We start from the raw sequence: 20,837 nt of genomic DNA, 5'->3' as shown, positions 1-20,837 counted from the left end.
GGTAAAATGAAGTGATGCGCGATTGGCGTTATCACCGGCAGAAAATAATGTTACAACAGGAAAGGAGCAAATTTATGGGCGGAATTCTCGGAGCATGTAATGCAATATCGGATTATTTGCACACTTTAAATATGGGATCGACGCTGTTTCGGCTGATTCTTGCGATGTTTCTTGGATGTCTGATCGGTATTGACCGTGGAATGAAGAAGCGTGTGGCAGGTGTAAAAACACATATGATCGTCTGTATGGGGGCAACTCTGGTTATGATGACGGGCGATTTTATCCATGTATATTCTAATGGGGCAGGAATCGGAGATACTGCACGACTTGGCGCACAGGTTGTCAGCGGAATCGGTTTTCTCGGAGTAGGAACCATCATCGTGACCGGACAGAGACATGTATCCGGTCTTACGACAGCAGCCAGTCTTTGGACCTCCGCGTGCATCGGACTTGCTGTGGGGATCGGCTTTTACAGCGGTGCGATCTTTACCACGCTGGGGCTTATTCTGGTGTTCAAATATGCGAAATATATAGAGGTTTATGTGGAAGAGCATTCCAATACTTATGACGTATATATGGAGTTTGAAAATGAAGATAAGATGAGTATGGTCATAAAGAAGCTTCGGGAAGAGGACATCCTGATCTCCAACGTAGTTATCATCAAAAAGAGATCCAAAACACAGAGTGTGGTGATCCAGGCAACAATGGAGGCTGCCAAATGGAAAGCACGCCATACTGTATTTCGCGAGGTAAGGCAGCAGGAAGGAGTTATTTCCGTGGAGGAAATATGATCGGGAATACAATGAAACTTATCATGTTTTTGATGAAGTTAAGAGTATGTTAAAGAAAAAACGATATATTTTACGAAAAATGTACTTGAAATGTGAAGAATAGTCTGATATAATGAGTACAAAGTGAAGAGAGAATCTGATTCAGTTTGCTGAATACAGAGAATGCTATTGAGAACAGAGACCGGCATGAAGACACATGGATAAGTGTGTTTTTATGCCGGCTATTTTTATGCACAAATGTTAATATTTCAAAAGGATTACAAGGGTTACAGCATAAAAATAATGGCATATTCACTTGAAAGATTGCTGTTCGTAAGCAGTACTCCTCGCAGAATATTTACCTGCGGACGGCAATGCTTGTGTTGCAACGGATATTCTGCTGTTTCCGGCGCAGAGAAAGCCGGGGACAGTTCAGAAGATCCGCAAACAGGAAAGGAGAAACAGATCTATGTATGATGTGATCATTATCGGAGCAGGAGTTTCCGGAGCGGCAGCGGCGAGAGAGCTTTCAAGATATCGGCTGAAAATCTGCGTTCTGGAGCGAGAAGAGGATGTATGCTGTGGAACTTCCAAGGCAAACAGCGGAATCGCTCATTCCGGTTATGATGCAGAACCGGGAAGCCTTATGGCGGAACTGAATGTGAAGGGCAGCAATATGATGGGACAGCTTTCGAAGGAACTGGATTTTCCTTTTAAACAGACTGGTTCGCTGACTGTCTGTACAACTGAGAATGGAATTGCCATGCTGCATAAGCTGCGTGAAAGAGGACTGAAAAACGGAGTAGAGGGACTGAGGATCCTTGACAGAGAAGAGGCACTTGCCATGGAGCCGAATCTGTCTGATCAGGTGCTGGCAGCACTGTATGCACCGACAGCCGGAATTGTCTGTCCCTTTGAGCTGAACATTGCAATGGCAGAGAACGCATATAACAATGGCGTGGAATTTAAATTTGACACAGAAGTAAAGAACATCCGAAAACAGGAAAATGGTTTTGTTGTGGAAACCTCAAAGGGTGATTTTGAGACAGGCTGTATCGTCAATGCTGCCGGTGTCTATGCGGATGTTTTTCATAATATGGTAAGTGAGAAAAAACTGCATATCACTCCTCGTAAGGGTGAGTATATGCTTCTTGATAAAAGTGCAGGAACACATGTGAATCATACGATCTTTGCGCTTCCAAATAAGAACGGAAAAGGAGTTCTGGTAACACAGACTGTTCACGGTAATCTTCTGATCGGGCCTACAGCTACGGATCTGGAGGATCGGGAGGAAACAGCGACTACATCAGAGGGAATGGAGGAAGTAAGTGCCAAATCCCGGAAAACAGTAAAGGATATTCCACTGCGGAAGGTGATCACAAGCTTTGCAGGACTCCGTGCTATCGAGGACGGTATGGATTTTGTGATCGAAGAGGTGGAGGATGCACCCGGATTTATCGATTGTGCAGGGATCGCATCACCGGGACTTACCAGCTCACCGGCCATTGGCTGTATGGTTGCTGACATCGTAAAAGAAAAATTACATCCGGAAGTAAATCCGGATTTTGATCCGGTGAGAAAAGGGATCCTGGATCCGTCAGAGCTTTCTCTGGAAGAAAGAAATGAGCTGATCAAAAGATCACCGGAATATGGAAATATCATCTGCAGATGTGAGATGATCTCTGAGGGAGAGATCCTGGATGCGATCCGAAGACCTCTTGGAGCGAAATCCCTGGATGGAGTAAAACGTCGTACAAGAGCAGGAATGGGAAGATGTCAGTCAGGTTTTTGCTCTCCCAGAACAATGGAGATCCTCAGCCGAGAGCTTGGCATTTCCATGGAGGAGATCACAAAAACAGGCGGAGATTCCAGACTGATCGAAGGAATCAACAAAAAAATTGCAGAGGAGGGCGAGAACCATGAATGATAAGATTATGGTGAAGAGAGATATCGTGATCATAGGCGGAGGCCCTGCAGGACTGGCAGCAGCCCTGGCTGCAAAGAAAGAGGGAGCAGAGAGTATCCTGATCCTGGAACGTGATAAGGAACTGGGCGGGATCCTGAATCAGTGTATCCATAATGGATTTGGCCTTCATACATTTCAGGAGGAGCTGACAGGGCCGGAATATGCGGCACGTTTTATCCGGATGGTAAAAGAGCGGCAGATCGAGTACCGGCTGAACACCATGGTCATGGATATCAGCCAGGATAAGGTGATCACTGCCATGAGCCGCCAGGAGGGAATGTATCAGATCCAGGCAAAAGCTGTGATCCTTGCCATGGGCTGCAGAGAGAGACCGCGAGGTGCACTGAACATTCCGGGATATCGACCGGCAGGCATTTATTCAGCAGGAACAGCACAGCGCCTTGTAAACATGGAAGGATTTATGCCGGGAAAAAAAGTAGTGATCCTGGGATCCGGTGATATCGGACTGATCATGGCCAGACGTATGACGCTGGAAGGCGCAGAGGTTAAGGCAGTGGCAGAGCTGATGCCATATTCCGGAGGCCTGAAGCGAAATATCGTGCAGTGCCTGGATGACTTTGGAATCCCGTTGAAGCTTAGTCATACAGTGGTTGACATAAAAGGAAAAGAGCGCGTGGAAGGAATCACTCTTGCAGAGGTAGATGAAAACAGACGCCCGATTCCCGGTACAGAGGAATTTTTTGAATGCGATACGCTTCTTCTTTCTGTTGGTCTGATCCCGGAGAATGAGCTTTCCGGACAGGCAGGTGTGAAGCTGAGCAATGTGACTTCCGGACCGGTGGTAAACGAAAGTCTGGAGACAAATGTAGAAGGTATTTTTGCCTGCGGAAATGTTCTTCATGTTCATGATCTGGTGGATTTTGTTTCGGAGGAAGCCGGCAATGCAGGAAGAAATGCGGCTCTCTATGTAAACAACAATGGAGAGGACAAAATACCGGAAGAGATAAAGATCACGCTTTCGCCCCAAAACGGAGTCCGCTATACAGTGCCGTCTGAGATCCGTATCGGTCACATGGCGGAGGAGCAGCTGGTCCGCTTCCGTGTGGGAAATGTATATAAAAATTGTTACATCCGTGCATATCTGGATGGAGAACGGATCTTTTCCAGAAAAAAACAGGTGGCAGCACCCGGAGAGATGGAACAGATCAAATTGAAAAAAGAGCAGCTTCTTTCCATTCTGGAAGGAAAACAGAAACAGGATAAACATGAACTTGTGATCCAGGTGGAGGAGTGATGAAAATGGAAAAAAGGAATCTTACTTGTATCGGATGTCCTATGGGATGCGCCCTTCTGGTGGAAATGGATGGAAAAGAAATCATTTCCGTCACAGGAAATACCTGTAAAAAAGGTGCGGAATATGCAGTGAAGGAAGTGACAGATCCGACCAGGATCGTGACAACGACCGTTCGTGTGAAGAATGGAAGCATGCCGGTGGTGTCAGTAAAGACAGCACAGGATATTCCGAAAGGAAAGATTTTTGACTGTGTGGAAGCGCTGCGGGATGTATGTGTGGAAGCGCCGGTTCAGATCGGGGACGTGATCCTGGAGAATGTAGCAGGCACAGGCGCGGATATCGTGGCTACAGGAAATGTGAAGCAGATCATACAGTGATCTGCAAAGGATATATATGGCAAACTGTATGCTTATAATATGTCAGCCCTCCGGCAGACAAAGCGAATAAAATAAACCTGAAAAGGCTTTTTTATCGCTTTGTTTGTCATGAAATAAAATATACAAAATGCACAAAAAATATTAGTGCTTAAAAGAACAATTAATTAAAAAATAACAAAAAAATATATAAAAACCGATAAAAAATGTTGAAAATAAATAAACACTATGATATAATCAGAAATATGAATTAGCAAAAATGCTCACAACGATGTAATGCATTGAATGGAGGATGATTAGAATGAAAGTATTTGGACATCGTGGTTTCAGCGGAGAATATCCGGAGAATACAATGCTGGCGTTTCAGAAGGCTGTGGAGGCTGGTTGCGAGGGGATCGAGCTTGATGTACAGCTGACCAAGGATCTGGTTCCGGTGATCATGCACGATGAGAAGGTTGACCGTACCACAGATGGAAACGGGTATATCTATGATCTTACATATGCTGAGCTGTGTAAACTGGATTGCAGTTATCCGGATAAGTTTGCCGGAAAATTCGGCAGACTTCAGATTCCGACTCTGAGAGAGTATTTGGAGTGGATGGCAGAGGAGGAAGATCTGATCACAAACATCGAGCTGAAGAACAGTGTTTATTATTATGGTGGTATGGAAGAGAAGGTCATTGATATGATCTGCGAATATGGTCTGGAGGATCGGATCATTCTTTCCTCTTTCAATAACGCATCCATTGTATTGTGCAGACAGAGTGATGAGACTATTGCAGGAGGCTTTCTGGTAGAGAAATATGTGGATAATGCAGGGGTTTATGCAAGAACCTGTGATGTGCAGTATTATCATCCGAATCTGGAATATCTGAAGGAAGAACATGTACGCAGCTGTTCCCAGAACGGGATCGGGGTGAATGTCTGGACTGTAAACGAGGAAGAGGATATGAGAAGGATGAAGAAATGGGGAGTAAACTCCATCATCACCAATTATCCGGACAGAGGAAGAGCAGTGGCAGATGAGGATTGACACTGCGATGTAAAGACGCTTTCTGTGAGGCACATACAGGAGGCAGGCTAAATTTGAAATCTCCGGCAGGAGGGGGTCCTGCTGCAGATCTATATAAGTAAAATAAAAAAACTATAATAATGTATATGGAGGATTTTTACAATGGAGAAAGAAACAAGACCTTTTATTCCTTGGCAGCTCGCAGATGATTTTATGACAGCTGTATTTGAGAAAGTAGGAGTTCCGGAAGCAGACGCAAGACTTTGCTCTGATGTACTTCTTGAGAGTGACAGACGTGGAATTGAGAGCCATGGCTGCAACCGTTTCAAACCGATCTACATTGACCGTATCAAAGCCGGAATCTTAAATCCGGTAACAAAGATTGATATCATCAAAGAGACACCAACAACTGCAGTTATTGATGCCAACGATGGTATGGGAATGGTAGCCAGCAAGAAAGCTATGGATATGTGTATCGAGAAAGCACATAAGTATGGCATGGGTATGGTTGCAGTTCGTAACTCTTCTCATTATGGAATCGCAGGATACTGGACAGGTCTCGCAACAAAAGAGAACATGATCGGTATCAGTGGTACAAACGCAAGACCGTCCGTTGCACCTACATTTGGTGTTGAGAATATGCTCGGAACAAACCCGCTGACATTCAGCATGCCTACAGATGAGCCATTCCCGTTCATGCTGGACTGTGCAACATCTGTTATCCAGAACGGCAAGATCGAATACTACGCACGTATCGGACACGATACTCCTAAAGGTCTTGTTATTTCCAGAGAAGGTGAGGAGCTTACAGACAGTGTAGAGATCCTTAAGAAGATCCGCAGCAAACAGGCTGCACTTGCTCCACTCGGCGGATTTGGCGAGACAAACGGAGGATATAAAGGATACGGATACTCCACAGTTGTTGAGATCCTTTCCGCAGCACTTCAGTCCGGTATCTTCTTAAGAGCACTGGAAGGAAAGAATGAGGATGGAAGCATCCGTCCATATCATCTTGGACACTTCTTCATCGCGATCGATACAGAAGCATTCATGGGCGCTGAAGCATTCAAGAAAACATGCGGCGATATCTTAAGAGACCTGAGAGGATCTGAGAAAGCTCCTGGACAGGAACGTATCTACACCGCAGGTGAGAAAGAGTACGATGTATGGATGTATCGTAAAGACAAAGGTGTTCCGGTAACTGAGGCAGTTCAGAAAGAGTTTATCGGACTCCGTGATGAATTCGGACTTACACAGTTCAAATTCCCATTTGAAAAATAATATTGCTGAGTCAGGCAAGTCGTTAAGACTTGCCTGATTTTGGTGAAAATATCGACATATCTTACAAATCTGTCTGGCCTTTGCAGTGAGAAACTGGTACAATAGAAGTAATATCTTCGGATAACATAAGAAGATATAACGATATTGTGCGAATATTGCGGAGGGTAAATAGATGAACAGGGAATTTCTGGATGCGATCGAGGCTAATCCGATCATAGCGGCAGTGAAGGACGAACAGGGCCTTGCAAACTGCCTGCGTAGAGAAGAACTTACGGTAATTTTTATTCTGTATGGAGATATCCGTTCCATCGGAAATATTGTGGAGCGAATTCATCAGGCAGGCAAAATCGCCATGGTACATATTGATCTTGTAACCGGATTAAGTTCAAAAGAGGTTTCTGTCGATTATATTTGTGAGGATGTTCATGCAGATGGAATTATTTCCACAAAAGCATCAATGATCAACAGGGCAAAAAAGCTCGGGATGTATACCGTCCTGCGCTTTTTTCTCATTGATTCCATGGCGATTAAAAATATTGAAAATCTGGGAAATCAGCATGAGCAGCTGCCGGATGTGATGGAAGTGCTGCCCGGTCTGATGCCGAAGATTCTCAAGAAAATATGTAAAACGAGCAGAGTACCAGTGATTGCAGGGGGACTGATCTCTGATAAAGAGGACGTAATGGGAGCGCTGGGGGCGGGGGCCGCGGCGGTTTCCACTACGAATCAGGAGGTATGGGAGCTTTAAAGCTGCATAGATACAGCTATGCGGTTAAGGAATGTATTGGAGGATTTTTATATGGCGAAATATGTTATGGCGCTGGATTCCGGAACAACCAGCAACCGTTGTATTCTTTTCGACGAAAACGGAAAGATCCGCAGCGTGGCACAGAAAGAGTTTATACAGCATTTTCCGAAACCTGGCTGGGTAGAACATGACGCAGGTGAAATCTGGTCTACACAGCTGTCTGTTGCAAGAGAGGCAATGAATCAGATTGAGGCTACTGCGGAGGATATTGCGGCAATTGGTATCACCAACCAGCGTGAAACGACCATTGTCTGGGACAAAAATACAGGACAGCCGGTTTATCATGCCATCGTATGGCAGTGCAGAAGAACTTCAGAATACTGCGACAGCCTGAAAGCGAGGGGACTGGAAGAGAAAATTCGTCAGAAAACAGGTCTTGTTATTGATGCGTATTTTTCCGCAACCAAGGTAAAATGGATTCTGGATAATGTGGAAGGTGCCCGTGAAAGAGCTGAGAAAGGTGAGCTTCTGTTCGGTACGGTGGAAACCTGGCTGATCTGGAAACTGACCAAGGGTGCTGTCCATGTAACCGATTATTCCAATGCATCCAGAACCATGATGTTCAATATCAACACATTGGAGTGGGATGATGAAATTCTGGAGGAGCTTAATATTCCGAAGTGTATGCTTCCACAGGTAAAAGAGTCCAGCGAAATCTATGGGGAAACCGATCCATCCTTCTTTGGTGGAAGGATTCCGGTGGCCGGTGCAGCTGGTGACCAGCAGGCGGCATTGTTCGGACAGGCCTGCTTTGAGAAAGGGGAAACCAAGAATACATATGGAACCGGTGGTTTCCTTCTGATGAATGCAGGAGATAAACCGGTATTTTCAAACAACGGACTTGTCACCACTATCGGATGGGGCCTCAATGGAAAAGTTACCTACGTTCTGGAAGGATCCGTATTCGTTGCCGGTGCCGCAATCCAGTGGCTCCGTGATGAACTTCATCTGGTGGATTCCGCTTCAGATACGGAATATTTTGCGGGAAAAGTGCCGGATGCAAACGGATGTTATGTAGTGCCTGCATTTACGGGACTTGGAGCTCCTTACTGGGATCAGTATGCACGTGGTACAATTGTAGGACTGACCCGTGGTGTGAATAAATATCATATTATACGTGCAACTCTGGAATCTCTTGCATATCAGGTTAATGATGTGCTGGAAGTTATGAAAGCAGATGCCGGAAGTGATCTTGCAGTTCTCCGTGTAGACGGCGGAGCAAGTGCCAACAACCTTCTTCTGCAGATTCAGTCCAATATCAGCAATGTGGCTGTAGAACGTCCGGAATGTATTGAGACAACTGCTCTTGGTGCCGCATATCTTGCAGGTCTCGCTGTAGGATTCTGGGAAAGCAAGGAAGCAGTACTGGAAAGCCGCAGCGTGGAGCGTATTTTCCGTACAGAGATTGATGATGAGAAGCGCAGTGCGATGGTAAAAGGATGGAGAGCGGCAGTAGGCTGTTCCAGAGACTGGATTAAAAAAATCCAGTAAAAGATAAAAAAAGAAAAGTCATGCAGCGGGACGAAAATGAAAATGTCCTGTGCATGGCTTTTTTGCGCTTCCGGAACTGCCATGGGCAGACCGGCGTAGTATGTCGGTTGCGGAATTGATCCGTCCGAACTTACAGAGTGGTCAGATCGATCTTGTAATCGTCGGAACCTTCTCCGTCAGCAGTGTAGTAAGCTGCTCTTTCTTCTGCATTTACATAGATGTGGAGCTCTTTGCCCTTAAGGCCTTTCGCCTCTGCATCTTTCTTAACAGCTGCTTCAAGGTCTGCAACTGTGATGGATGTCTCAAAAATTTCAAGTGTGATGCCGCTGATCTTATGATTTTTTACAGTGTTTTTAACTTCTTCTACTACTTCTGGTGCCTTGGCTGCTACAGTCTCTGTTGCTTTTTTTACTGCTTTTACAGTTTTCTCAGCTGCAGGTGTTTTCTCAATTTTTTCTACAGTTGATTTCACAGTAGCCTTGGCTTTTGTGGTTGCGCTCTTCAGGTTGCTTGTTGCTTTGCTGTTTCTTTTTTTCTCCATAATGGAACACTCCCTTCCACATATTTCGCTGGCAGAACGGCTCTGCCGGAATATGTACCCGTCTACAGTATCATGAATCCGCGGGAAAGTCAAATTTTTGTATGGGTGTTGCATTTCAGGCGTGGGTCGTATAAACTGGATTACAGTGAAATTGCCGGGTTACGATGGTAAATATATTCAGACAGGGGTACAGATATTGAAAAATATTCAGGAAGATATTAAATCAGGAAAATTTAAACAGGTATATCTCCTTTATGGAGAGGAAGCTTATCTGAAACAGCAGTATAAAAGAAATCTGGTGAAAGCACTCAATCCGGATGACGATACCATGAATTTTGCCAGATATGAGGGGAAAGGCATCGATATCCGGGAGCTTATAAGCCTTTTTGACACCATGCCTTTTTTTGCGGATCGAAGGACCGTGCTTCTGGAGGATACCGGCTTTTTTAAGAACAAGTGTGAGGAGCTGGCGGATTATATGAAGAATCTTCCGGATTATCTTTATCTGGTGTTCTGTGAATCTGAGGTTGACAAGCGAAGCCGTATGTACAAGGCTGTGAAGGCGTGCGGGAGTATCGGAGAATTTAAGCAGCAGGATGAAAAGACGCTGATGCGATGGGCTGCAGGAATCCTTGGGAAAAATGGCCGTAAGATCACGCAGAGGGATGTGGAACTGCTTTTGTCCATGACAGGGACCGATATGGGAAACCTGAGAATGGAACTGGAAAAGCTGATTTCCTATACAGAAGGAAGAGAAGTGGTGACTGCGGCGGATATCCAGGCTGTCTGTACCACACAGACAACCAATAAGATCTTTGATATGGTACGTGCTGTTACTGAGAAAAATCAGAAACGTGCTCTGGATCTGTATTATGATCTTCTGACGCTTCGGGAACCGCCGATGAGGATCCTGTTTCTTCTGGCAAAACAGTTCCGCCAGATCTGTCTCACAAAGAAACTGTCCCAGGAAGGGCTTTCGCAGACAGAAATTGCGTCCAAACTGGGAGTACCTTCGTTTGTTGTGCGGAATCTGGCTTCCTGTGCCAGATCCTACACAGTGGAAGAACTGGAAAATGCAGTACGGGATTTCGTGGATGCAGAGGAAGCTGTGAAGACAGGTACACTGGGAGATGTGCTCAGTGTGGAACTTCTGATCGTGAAATACAGTTCGGCGAGAACAAAAAGTGCATGATTACCATTTTCATGGCGTAGGATTTTGCCACAGAGTTCTGCCGTTATCTCTGAGCCATTGTTCGTATGTTTTATATTCCGGCATTACAGATGCCACCACTGCGTAGAAAGCGGGAGAGTGGTTCATTTCTTTCCGGTGGGCAAGTTCGTGGACAACAACATAATCAAGAACCTGTTCCGGAGCGAAGATCAGACGCCAGTTGAAGTTTAAGTTTCCTTCACTGGTACAGCTTCCCCAGCGGGTTTTCTGCTCCCGGATGGTAATGCGGCCGTAGGTTACGTCCATTTTTCTGGCGTAGGCTGCGGTTTTTCTTTTGAATATTTTGCGGGCAGATTCCATATAATAGCTGCGGCGGAAATCAGAGAGGGGATGATCTTCAGCAGGGGACTGTGACGGTACGGAAGCGGCGCGGGAGATGTGTTCCAGGACCCAGCTTTCTTTCTGGGAGAGAAAGCGATGGATGGTGGAGTCTGACATTGTACGGGGAGCACGGACAGTCACCTGGCCGGAAACGCTGACCTGGATCGCCAGGGTTTTTCGGTTGCTGCGGATGAGACGGTAGGGAAAGGGATGAGATATCATAAAAAAAACTCCTTCAGAAATATATATACAAAAAAGACAGTCGCTGACGGTTCGACTGTCTTTCCTTTTACTTATAAGCTTATAACTAAAATATTCCGTGGTCTATTACGCAATGCTGTTGACAGCTTTGGAAAGACGGGAAATTTTTCTGGCGCAGTTATTTTTGTGGTAAACGCCCTTGGATGTAGCTTTGCTGATTGTGGAGATTGCGTCCTTAAGAGCAACCTCTGCAGCTGCCTTATCCTTATTCTCAACTGCTGTCTCAACTTTCTTGATGGAAGTCTTAACTGCAGAACGGATTGCTTTGTTTCTTGCAGCCTTAGTTCTGTTAACTAAGATTCTCTTCTTTGCGGATTTAATGTTAGCCAATTCGTACACCTCCGATTCCTAAAAATATAATATAAATTACATTCACAGGAACAGACACGGGCGCTCCTATGAAACATGCTTATATATATTATTATATGTGAAACAGAATGTCAAGATATTTTTCAAAAAAATTACGGAAAAATGACAAAAAAATACCAGATGATGTGGATGCAGGAGAAAAGGATACATATTTATGGGAAAAAGGGAAATAATGAAAACGAAAACACCGAAAAATGTGGCTTTCATGGCGATGATATGATCGGAAAGCAAGTGGGAGCGGAAAGAGTTTACGATTTTACAGAAAAAGAGGATGAGAGTATGACTGGAAGGAGCAGAATCAGAACAGACCTGGCTCTGGAAACAACAGAGCGCTTTCAGGAGGAAAATGTAGAAGTACATGGAGTAGAGATCCAGGAAAAATATGATGCGGAAAAAGACGTCCGGACGACTGTGGTACGGATCACAACAGAAAACGGAGCCAGAACCATGGGAAAACCGCAGGGGACATATATCACCATTGAAGCGCCGGATCTTTCTGTTCCGGATGAGGATTATCACAGGGAGATTTCAGAAGAAGTGGCACATCATCTCCGGGAACTGATCGATTTGGGACGGCAGCAGTCAGTTCTGGTGGTTGGACTCGGGAACCAGGAGATCACTGCGGATTCTCTTGGACCACGTGCGGTTTCCGGTCTTCATATGACAAGGCATGTGATCCGGGAGTATGGACTGAAGTCAAATGCACATATGAAAATGCATCAGATCAGCGGAATCGCACCAGGAGTGATGGCTCAGACCGGAATGGAAACGCTGGAGATCGTTCAGGGGGTCGTTTCCGAAACAAAGCCGGATGTGGTGATCGCCATTGATGCACTGGCTGCCAGAAGTACAGCAAGGCTGAACCGTACCATTCAGATCACGGATACCGGGATCAGTCCGGGTTCCGGAGTTGGCAATCACAGAGAAGGTCTGAATGAGGAAAATCTCTCTGTCCGTGTGATCGGGATCGGTGTGCCTACGGTGGTAGATGCGGCTACCATTGTCCATGATTCCATGGCAGATCTTCTGGATGCACTGGAGGAAGAAGAACAGAAGGAATTTCTGGAGGAAATGATCTCGCCGAAGCTTTATACCATGTTTGTGACACCGAAAGATGTAGATGAAACCGTGCGCTATTTAAGTTTTACCATTTCTGAAGGACTGAATATGGCATTTTCTGATAGTCTAATCGAGGAGGACAGGTCATAAAATACCATAGAGGTGATCGTGGGTGACGAATATCCAGAAGGCATTCTGTGTGGTTTTGAGCCTGATCTTTCTGTGCGTCGTGGCTGCACTGCCGGGGGATTTTTTCAAGCATGGTGAGATCTACAGACAGCTGCCGCTGTATTGCTTTCTGGAAAAGAAAGCTTTGCAGGAGGAAAACGGGCAGGACCGTGAAACAGAGATGCTTTTGCAGGAAAAAAATGCAGAGCATCTGGGGGAGGAAGTGGAAGCGGAAAACCGGAAAGAGCAGGAGGCGCTTCTTCTGGCGGAGGCGGAGAAGGCAGAGGAAAAAGAATCGCCGGAGTCCGTACAGAAGCCTTCTGACAGTGCCGAAACCAAGAAAACTGATGGAAAGCAGAAGGAAAATGTGGAAAAGAAAGATGAAATAAAAAAAGAGACAAGTCAGAAAAAAGAGAAAACGCCGGAAATTACGAAACCGGAAGATACCCCGTCAGAGAGCACTCCGACAAAAGCGGCTCCAAAAGAAAAGAAGACCTCTGGCGAAGAAGCCGGAAAAACTCAGGAAACCGTGGCACTGCCTCATCCGCAGATCGATCTGTCTCCTGCGAAACTGGCAGATTTTGATTATGTGATGAATCAGTTTTTTATCCTGGATTCCAATACGGAGACGAATGCACAGCAGATTTGCGGAACCAGATTCCTGAAAGAAGATCTTTCCATAAAACAGGACCCGGAGGTGCCACAGATCCTGATCTATCACACCCATTCCCAGGAAACGTTTGCAGACTCCAGAGAAGGACAGGTGGAAGATACCATCGTTGGAGTGGGCGACCATCTCGCGGAGCTGCTTGAAAAGACATATGGTTATCGGGTGCTTCATGTGACAGACGCTTTTGATATGATGGGCGGGCAGCTGGACCGGAGTAAAGCATATGATTATGCAAGAGCTTCCATAGAAAAGGTCCTGGAGGAGAACCCTTCTGTTGAAGTGGTGATCGATCTCCACAGAGACGGCGTGCCGGATGACCGTCATCTGGTGACGGAAATAGACGGGAAACCAACAGCGCAGCTGCTTTTTTATAATGGGTTGAGTTATACGGTCAACCAGGGAGCGGTGAGTTATCTGCCCAATCCTTACATAGAAGAGAATCTGGCTTTTTCTTTTCAGCTGGAATACCAGGCAGCACAGTACTATCCAAAGCTTTACCGGGGAATTTATCTGGCAGGGCTTCGTTATAACCTTCATCTGAAGCCCCGGGCCCTTCTTCTGGAAGCGGGTGCACAGACCAATACTGTGGAGGAAGTCCGAAATGCCATGGAACCTTTTGCAGATATCTTAAACAGAGTATTGAAAGGCAGTGACAAAAACGGCTAAAATATGATATGATAAAGAGCAGTATGGAAAAATATGCTTTGTGAATGAAAAGCGTGAAGTGACTACATTTACAGGCATGCAGCAGAGCGGAACAGGAATGTCCGTCTGATGCAAGAGAAACTTAAGGAGGATTTCCTGAATGATAGACCAGAGTAAAATTCGAAATTTTTGTATCATTGCACATATTGACCACGGAAAATCAACACTTGCGGACCGTATCATCGAGATGACAGGACTTCTCACGGAGAGAGAAATGCAGGCCCAGGTTCTGGATAATATGGAACTGGAGAGAGAACGTGGAATCACCATCAAATCCCAGGCTGTCCGTATTGTATACAAGGCCAAGGATGGAAATGAATATATTTTTAATCTGATCGATACCCCGGGACATGTAGACTTTAATTATGAAGTTTCCAGGAGTCTTGCAGCCTGTGACGGCGCGATCCTTGTTGTAGATGCTGCCCAGGGAATCGAGGCTCAGACCCTTGCCAACGTATATATGGCGCTGGATCATGATTTGGATGTGGTTCCGGTTATCAATAAGATCGACCTTCCAAGTGCGGACCCGGAGCGTGTTATCAATGAGATTGAGGATGTGATCGGGATTGAAGCCCAGGATGCACCGCAGATTTCCGCAAAGACAGGTCTGAACGTGGAACAGGTTCTGGAGCAGATTGTAAATAAAGTTCCGGCACCGCAGGGAGATGTGGATGCACCTCTGAAAGCCCTTATCTTTGACTCTGTTTATGATCCTTATAAAGGTGTTATCGTATTTTGCAGGATCAAGGACGGCCGTGTAAAAAAGGGCACGAAGATTCATATGATGGCTACCGGATTTACTACGGAAGTCGTAGAAGTAGGATATTTTGGCGCTGGCCAGTTTATTCCCTGTGATGAACTGACGGCAGGTATGGTCGGCTATATTACTGCCAGTATCAAGAATGTGAGGGATACCCGTGTGGGTGATACCGTAACGGACGCAGACAACCCCTGTGCGGAGGCACTTCCGGGATATAAGAAGGTAAATCCGATGGTTTACTGCGGACTTTATCCGGCAGACGGTGCCAAATACGGCGATCTTCGTGATGCCCTGGAGAAACTTCAGCTTAATGATGCGTCTCTTTATTATGAGCCGGAGACTTCCGTTGCTCTTGGCTTTGGTTTCCGTTGTGGGTTCCTTGGGCTTCTCCATCTGGAGATCATCCAGGAACGTCTGGAGAGAGAGTATAATCTGGATCTTGTAACGACTGCACCAAGTGTTATTTATAAAGTTTACAAAACCAACGGCGAGGTCATCGAACTGACCAACCCGACTAATCTTCCGGATCCGTCTGAGATCGAATATATGGAAGAGCCGATGGTGAAGGCTGAGATCATGGTAACTACAGAGTTTATCGGTGCGATCATGGATCTCTGCCAGGAGAGACGTGGCCAGTATGAAGGCATGGAATATATGGAAGAAACCCGTGCACTTCTGAAATACAGGCTGCCTCTGAATGAGATCATTTACGATTTCTTTGATGCACTGAAGTCACGTTCCAGAGGATATGCGTCCCTGGATTATGAGCTGGATGGTTATGAAAGAAGTGAGCTTGTGAAACTGGATATCCTTGTGAACAAGGAAGAGGTGGATGCCCTTTCCTTTATCGTTCATGCGGATACTGCTTATGAGCGTGGCAGGAAGATGTGCGAGAAACTGAAAGATGAGATCCCGAGGCAGCTCTTTGAGATCCCGATCCAGGCAGCTATCGGAAGCAAGGTCATTGCCAGAGAGACAGTAAGAGCCATGCGTAAAGACGTTCTTGCCAAGTGTTATGGCGGAGATATTTCCCGTAAAAAGAAACTTCTTGAGAAACAGAAGGAAGGTAAGAAACGTATGCGTCAGGTTGGTAATGTGGAAATTCCGCAGAAGGCATTTATGAGTGTCCTGAAGCTGGATGATAAATAGGAGATGACTTTTTGGGAAAAAATATAAAAAGACTGTTTCTGGCAGCAGGACTTCTGGCGATGACCGGAATCCTGCTTACCGGATGCGGTTCAAAAAAGAAAAACGCGGAAGATGAAAGTGTGATCAAGATCAGTATGGCACCGGAGCCGACCGCAACACCAGATCCGAAAACGGTAGATCCGGATGCCGTGACAACCAACGGTAATCTTACTATGGTAAATGAGTATCTGGCTGAAAACGGCGGAGCGGCACTGGGAACAGATGCCGTGACACCAACACCGGCAGCTTCCGACGGAAGCGGGGATAATACGGATGAGACCGGATCAGATTCAACATCCGGGGATGGTACGGATACATCCGATACCGGAGACGTTGCTGATGATGGCAGTGATGCCGGAGATGATGAAAGCAGTTATGATACCGGCGATGGAGATACCTCGCAGTATGACGAAACTGACAGTTATGCGGGTACAGAGGAAGGAGACATGGATGAAGAATAAGGCGAAGAAGCCTATGGAACTCTATGTTCATATCCCCTTTTGTGTGAAAAAATGTGATTACTGTGATTTCCTTTCAGGTCCGGCGGGAAAAGAACGGCAACGGGAATATTTCCAGTCTCTTGGAAGGGAAATCGCTGCTGTTCCGGAATTTCCGGACAGAGAGATCACCACGGTTTTTATTGGCGGAGGAACACCTTCCGTTCCGGATCCTGCTCTTATGGGAGCAATTCTGGATCAGATCAGAAATAAGTTTTTTATGGCCCCGGATGCTGAGATCACCATCGAAGCAAATCCGGGGACTTTATATAAAGAAAAACTTCAGGAATACCGGAAGCATGGAGTGAACCGGTTAAGTCTGGGATTGCAGTCTCCACAGAATCGTGAACTGAAGATCCTTGGGAGGATACACACCTGGGAAGAATTTCTGGAGAGTTTTTTCATGGCAAGGGAAGCGGGATTTTCCAATATCAATATTGATCTGATGAGTGCGATCCCGGAGCAGACCTATGAAGACTGGGAAAAAAATCTCCGTACAGTGGCAGAGCTTTCACCGGAGCATATTTCCGCATACAGCCTGATCGTGGAGGAAGGAACTCCATTCTGGGAACGGGAGCTGGATCTTCCGGATGAAGATACGGAGTACCGCATGTATGAAGATACGGCAGCAATTCTGGGAGAATACGGATTTCATCAGTATGAAATTTCCAATTATGCGAAAAAGGGCCTGGAGTGCCGCCATAATAAAGGATACTGGCAGAGGACGGATTATCTGGGACTGGGACTTGGAGCTTCTTCTCTTGTGGACCATGTGCGGTTTTCCAATACGGATAATATGGAAGAATATCTCAGAAACAGTGCGTTTCCGGAAAAAATCCGCTGTGACAGGGAAACACTTACGGAGGCGGATGAAATGGCGGAATTTATGTTTCTGGGGCTGCGTATGACAGAGGGGGTATCTGTGCGTGAATTTGAGGAATATTTCGGAAAAAATATGGAGAGTATTTACGGAGAGGTTCTGAAAAAACATTTTGCCCTGGGAATGCTGAAGAAGAAAAATGACAGGATTTTTCTGACAAGAAGAGGAATCCATGTAAGCAACGGAGTGATGGCAGATTTTCTTCTGTAGCGGATTTTGTCGATTTTTTCACCTTGACGAACGAATGTTCTGATTGTATACTGTAAAAAACAAACAGAAATTTTACAGCAGAATGAGAGACAGATATTCTGCTATAGAAGAAAATACCGGAAGATTTTTGTATGGCCGGGCAGAGTAGGAGGCTTTCATGTCAGCAGAAGTGAACGATAAGAAGCGTTTTATCAGAATACGCGGAGCGAATGAGAATAATCTTAAGAATCTCAGCGTGGATATTCCCAGAGACCAGTTCGTGGTACTTACCGGACTCAGTGGATCCGGTAAGTCATCCCTTGCGTTTGATACGATCTATGCGGAAGGTCAGAGACGTTATATGGAATCTCTTTCTTCCTATGCGAGGCAGTTTCTTGGACAGATGGAGAAACCGGATGTGGAGAGTATCGAGGGACTTCCTCCTGCGATTTCCATTGATCAGAAGTCAACGAACCGGAATCCCCGTTCTACTGTGGGAACGGTAACTGAGATCTATGATTATTTCCGCCTTCTGTATGCCCGTGTGGGAGTCCCTCATTGTCCGAAGTGCGGCAGAGAGATCCGGAAACAGACAGTGGATCAGATGGTAGATCAGATCATGACGCTTCCGGAGCGTCAGAAGATACAGCTTCTTGCGCCGGTGGTACGTGGCCGTAAGGGAACACATGCCAAGCTGCTTGACCAGGCCAGAAGAAGCGGATATGTAAGAGTTCAGATCGATGGAAGTCTTTATGAGCTTTCCGAGGATATCAGCCTGGATAAGAATATCAAGCATAACATTGAGATCGTTGTGGACCGTCTTATCGTGAAACCGGGAATTGAGAAACGTCTTTCGGATTCTATTGAGACTGTGCTGGAGCTGGCTGATGGTCTTCTGGTAGTGGATACCATGGACGGAAAGCTTCTGAATTTTAGCCAGAGCTTTTCCTGCCCGGACTGTGGTATCAGTATTGATGAGATCGAGCCGAGAAGTTTTTCTTTTAATAATCCGTTTGGTGCCTGCCCCAAGTGCCTGGGCCTTGGATATAAGATGGAATTCGATATTGACCTTATGATACCGGATAAGAAACTGAGCATCAATGAAGGTGCGATCACGGTTCTTGGCTGGCAGTCCTGTACCACACAGGGCAGTTTTTCAAGAGCGATCCTGGATGCACTGGCGAGAGAATATAACTTTTCTCTGGATACCCCTTTCTGTGAATATCCTAAGGAAATCCAGGACATCCTGATCAACGGTACCGGTGGTCACTCCGTGAAAGTTTATTACAAGGGTCAGCGTGGAGAAGGTGTTTATGATGTGGCATTTCCGGGACTGATCCGCAATGTGGAGCAGAGATACCGGGAGACCGGTTCCGAGACTATGAAGCAGGAATATGAGAGTTTCATGCGGATCACTCCATGTACCACCTGTAAGGGACAGAGGCTGAAGAAGGAGTCTCTGGCAGTGACTGTGGCAGATAAGAATATCTATGAAGTGACGAACATGCCTGTGGAGAGATTACAGGGATTTCTTCGTGACCTGAAGCTTTCCGAGCAGCAGGAACTGATCGGTAAGCAGATCCTGAAGGAGATCCGTGCCAGAGTGGGATTTCTTGCGGAAGTTGGTCTGGAGTATCTTTCCCTTGGAAGAGCTACCGGAACTCTTTCCGGCGGGGAGGCACAGAGGATCCGTCTTGCCACACAGATCGGTTCCGGCCTTGTTGGAGTTGCCTATATTCTGGACGAGCCAAGTATCGGTCTCCATCAGCGGGATAATGACAAGCTTCTGGGAGCGCTGATGCGCCTTCGCGATCTTGGCAACAGCCTGATCGTGGTCGAACATGATGAGGATACCATGCGCGCGGCGGATTGTGTAATCGATATCGGTCCCGGTGCCGGTGAACATGGCGGACAGCTGGTTGCCATGGGTACAGCTGAGGATCTGATGAAGAACGAGCAATCGGTAACAGGAGCTTATTTAAGTGGAAGACTTAAGATTCCGGTGCCGGAAGTACGTAAAGAGCCAACAGGTTTCCTTCATATAAAAGGTGCGGCAGAGAATAATCTGAAGCATATCGATGTGGATATTCCGCTGGGTGTCATGACCTGTGTCACAGGAGTTTCCGGCTCCGGTAAGAGTTCACTGATCAATGAGATCCTTTATAAGAGACTGGCAAGGGATCTGAACCGTGCCAGGATAATTCCTGGTAAACATGATGATATTCTCGGGATTGATCAGCTGGACAAGGTGATCGATATTGATCAGTCTCCGATCGGAAGAACGCCCCGTTCCAATCCGGCAACTTATACCGGTGTTTTTGACCAGATCCGTGATCTGTTCGCAGCAACTGCAGATGCCAAGGCGAAGGGATATAAGAAGGGGCGCTTCAGTTTTAATGTGAAAGGCGGTCGCTGCGAAGCCTGCAGCGGCGATGGAATCATCAAGATCGAGATGCATTTCCTTCCGGATGTATATGTGCCATGTGAGGTTTGTAAAGGGAAACGCTACAACAGGGAAACACTGGAAGTGAAGTATAAAGGCAAGAGCATTTATGATGTACTGAATATGACGGTGGAAGAGGCACTGACATTCTTTGAAAATGTGCCGTCAATCCGGAGAAAGATCGAGACCCTTTATGATGTGGGACTTTCCTATATCCGCCTGGGACAGCCGTCTACAACCCTTTCGGGAGGAGAGGCTCAGCGTATCAAGCTTGCCACGGAACTCAGTAAACGAAGCACCGGGAAGACCATATATATTCTGGATGAACCCACGACAGGCCTTCATTTTGCGGATGTGCACAAGCTGATCGAGATTTTGCGCCGTCTTTCCGAAGGAGGAAATACAGTTGTGGTCATTGAGCATAATCTGGATGTGATCAAGACAGCAGATTATATCATTGATATTGGCCCGGAAGGCGGTGACCGTGGCGGAACAGTCATAGCGCAGGGTACACCGGAAGAGATCGCTGCAAGCCCGGTCTCCTACACCGGTAAATACGTAAAAAAATATCTGGAACAGAAATAACGGGTAAAAGTCC

Annotated in this window: 18 protein-coding genes; 15 read left to right on the top strand and 3 right to left on the bottom strand. The window is 46.2% G+C overall.

The features are described from left to right. The first annotated feature begins 74 nt into the window (after positions 1-74). From G5B12_RS00890 to glpK, 8 genes are all read left to right on the top strand, one after another. The gene (locus G5B12_RS00890) at positions 75-791 is read left to right on the top strand and encodes an MgtC/SapB family protein (RefSeq protein WP_015527451.1); all 717 of its coding nucleotides are present in this window, start codon (positions 75-77) and stop codon (positions 789-791) included. A 448-nt stretch (positions 792-1,239) separates the two neighbouring features. Beyond that, positions 1,240-2,697 carry an NAD(P)/FAD-dependent oxidoreductase gene (locus tag G5B12_RS00885; RefSeq protein WP_174087577.1) on the top strand — a complete coding sequence of 486 codons (1,458 nt, stop codon included), beginning with the start codon at positions 1,240-1,242 and terminating at the stop codon, positions 2,695-2,697. Between the two features lie 7 nt (positions 2,698-2,704). After that, positions 2,705-3,991: an NAD(P)/FAD-dependent oxidoreductase gene (locus G5B12_RS00880; RefSeq protein ID WP_119248200.1), complete on the top strand. Its 1,287-nt coding sequence runs from the start codon at positions 2,705-2,707 to the stop codon at positions 3,989-3,991. 5 nt (positions 3,992-3,996) lie between these two features. Continuing rightward, a complete protein-coding gene (locus tag G5B12_RS00875) occupies positions 3,997-4,368 on the top strand; it encodes a DUF1667 domain-containing protein (protein WP_174087576.1) in 372 nt (123 codons plus the stop codon). Between the two features lie 298 nt (positions 4,369-4,666). Beyond that, positions 4,667-5,398 (top strand): glycerophosphodiester phosphodiesterase, encoded by a 732-nt coding sequence (locus G5B12_RS00870; protein ID WP_021976755.1) that lies wholly within the window; start codon positions 4,667-4,669, stop codon positions 5,396-5,398. 141 nt (positions 5,399-5,539) lie between these two features. After that, positions 5,540-6,658 carry an Ldh family oxidoreductase gene (locus G5B12_RS00865; protein ID WP_021976754.1) on the top strand — a complete coding sequence of 373 codons (1,119 nt, stop codon included), beginning with the start codon at positions 5,540-5,542 and terminating at the stop codon, positions 6,656-6,658. A gap of 172 nt (positions 6,659-6,830) precedes the next feature. Then, positions 6,831-7,406 carry a glycerol-3-phosphate responsive antiterminator gene (locus G5B12_RS00860; protein WP_021976753.1) on the top strand — a complete coding sequence of 192 codons (576 nt, stop codon included), beginning with the start codon at positions 6,831-6,833 and terminating at the stop codon, positions 7,404-7,406. Positions 7,407-7,457: 51 nt separating this feature from the next. After that, the gene (gene glpK, locus G5B12_RS00855; RefSeq protein ID WP_174087575.1) at positions 7,458-8,957 is read left to right on the top strand and encodes a glycerol kinase GlpK; all 1,500 of its coding nucleotides are present in this window, start codon (positions 7,458-7,460) and stop codon (positions 8,955-8,957) included. A gap of 130 nt (positions 8,958-9,087) precedes the next feature. Here glpK and G5B12_RS00850 read toward each other — a convergent pair whose 3' ends face one another. Then, on the bottom strand, positions 9,088-9,498 hold the full coding sequence (locus tag G5B12_RS00850; protein ID WP_174087574.1) for a DUF6465 family protein: 411 nt from the start codon (positions 9,496-9,498) through the stop codon (positions 9,088-9,090). A gap of 196 nt (positions 9,499-9,694) precedes the next feature. Between G5B12_RS00850 and holA the strand changes: the two genes are divergently transcribed. Next, complete coding sequence (gene holA, locus G5B12_RS00845; RefSeq protein WP_021976750.1) at positions 9,695-10,690, top strand: DNA polymerase III subunit delta; 996 nt, start codon at positions 9,695-9,697, stop codon at positions 10,688-10,690. A gap of 9 nt (positions 10,691-10,699) precedes the next feature. On the opposite strand, the gene G5B12_RS00840 is transcribed toward holA, so the two are convergent. Next, positions 10,700-11,272, bottom strand: a complete 573-nt coding sequence (locus tag G5B12_RS00840; protein WP_174087573.1) for a M48 family metallopeptidase — start codon at positions 11,270-11,272, stop codon at positions 10,700-10,702. A 105-nt stretch (positions 11,273-11,377) separates the two neighbouring features. Then, entirely contained in the window at positions 11,378-11,641 is a 264-nt protein-coding gene (rpsT, locus tag G5B12_RS00835; RefSeq protein WP_021976748.1) for a 30S ribosomal protein S20, read from the bottom strand. Positions 11,642-11,959: 318 nt separating this feature from the next. Here rpsT and gpr point away from each other — a divergent pair, with 318 nt between their 5' ends. The 6 genes from gpr to uvrA all read left to right on the top strand — a co-directional run bounded on the left by gpr (position 11,960) and on the right by uvrA (position 20,824). Then, positions 11,960-12,889, top strand: a complete 930-nt coding sequence (gene gpr, locus G5B12_RS00830; RefSeq protein ID WP_174087612.1) for a GPR endopeptidase — start codon at positions 11,960-11,962, stop codon at positions 12,887-12,889. A 22-nt stretch (positions 12,890-12,911) separates the two neighbouring features. Next, positions 12,912-14,243: a stage II sporulation protein P gene (locus tag G5B12_RS00825; RefSeq protein ID WP_021976746.1), complete on the top strand. Its 1,332-nt coding sequence runs from the start codon at positions 12,912-12,914 to the stop codon at positions 14,241-14,243. Positions 14,244-14,382: 139 nt separating this feature from the next. Then, the gene (gene lepA / locus G5B12_RS00820; RefSeq protein ID WP_118062029.1) at positions 14,383-16,191 is read left to right on the top strand and encodes a translation elongation factor 4; all 1,809 of its coding nucleotides are present in this window, start codon (positions 14,383-14,385) and stop codon (positions 16,189-16,191) included. An 11-nt stretch (positions 16,192-16,202) separates the two neighbouring features. Then, entirely contained in the window at positions 16,203-16,691 is a 489-nt protein-coding gene (locus tag G5B12_RS00815; RefSeq protein WP_021976744.1) for a hypothetical protein, read from the top strand. Then, entirely contained in the window at positions 16,681-17,817 is a 1,137-nt protein-coding gene (gene hemW / locus G5B12_RS00810) for a radical SAM family heme chaperone HemW (protein WP_021976743.1), read from the top strand. Before G5B12_RS00815 ends, hemW begins: the two co-directional genes overlap by 11 nt. A gap of 157 nt (positions 17,818-17,974) precedes the next feature. After that, the gene (gene uvrA, locus G5B12_RS00805; RefSeq protein ID WP_118062026.1) at positions 17,975-20,824 is read left to right on the top strand and encodes an excinuclease ABC subunit UvrA; all 2,850 of its coding nucleotides are present in this window, start codon (positions 17,975-17,977) and stop codon (positions 20,822-20,824) included. Positions 20,825-20,837 lie beyond the last annotated feature (13 nt).

The sequence above is a fragment of the Blautia sp. MSK.20.85 genome, assembly GCF_013317245.1.
Taxonomy (GTDB): domain Bacteria; phylum Bacillota; class Clostridia; order Lachnospirales; family Lachnospiraceae; genus Blautia_A.
The sequence above is the reverse complement of the archived record's forward strand: the minus strand, read 5'-3'. Positions and strand labels throughout refer to the sequence as shown.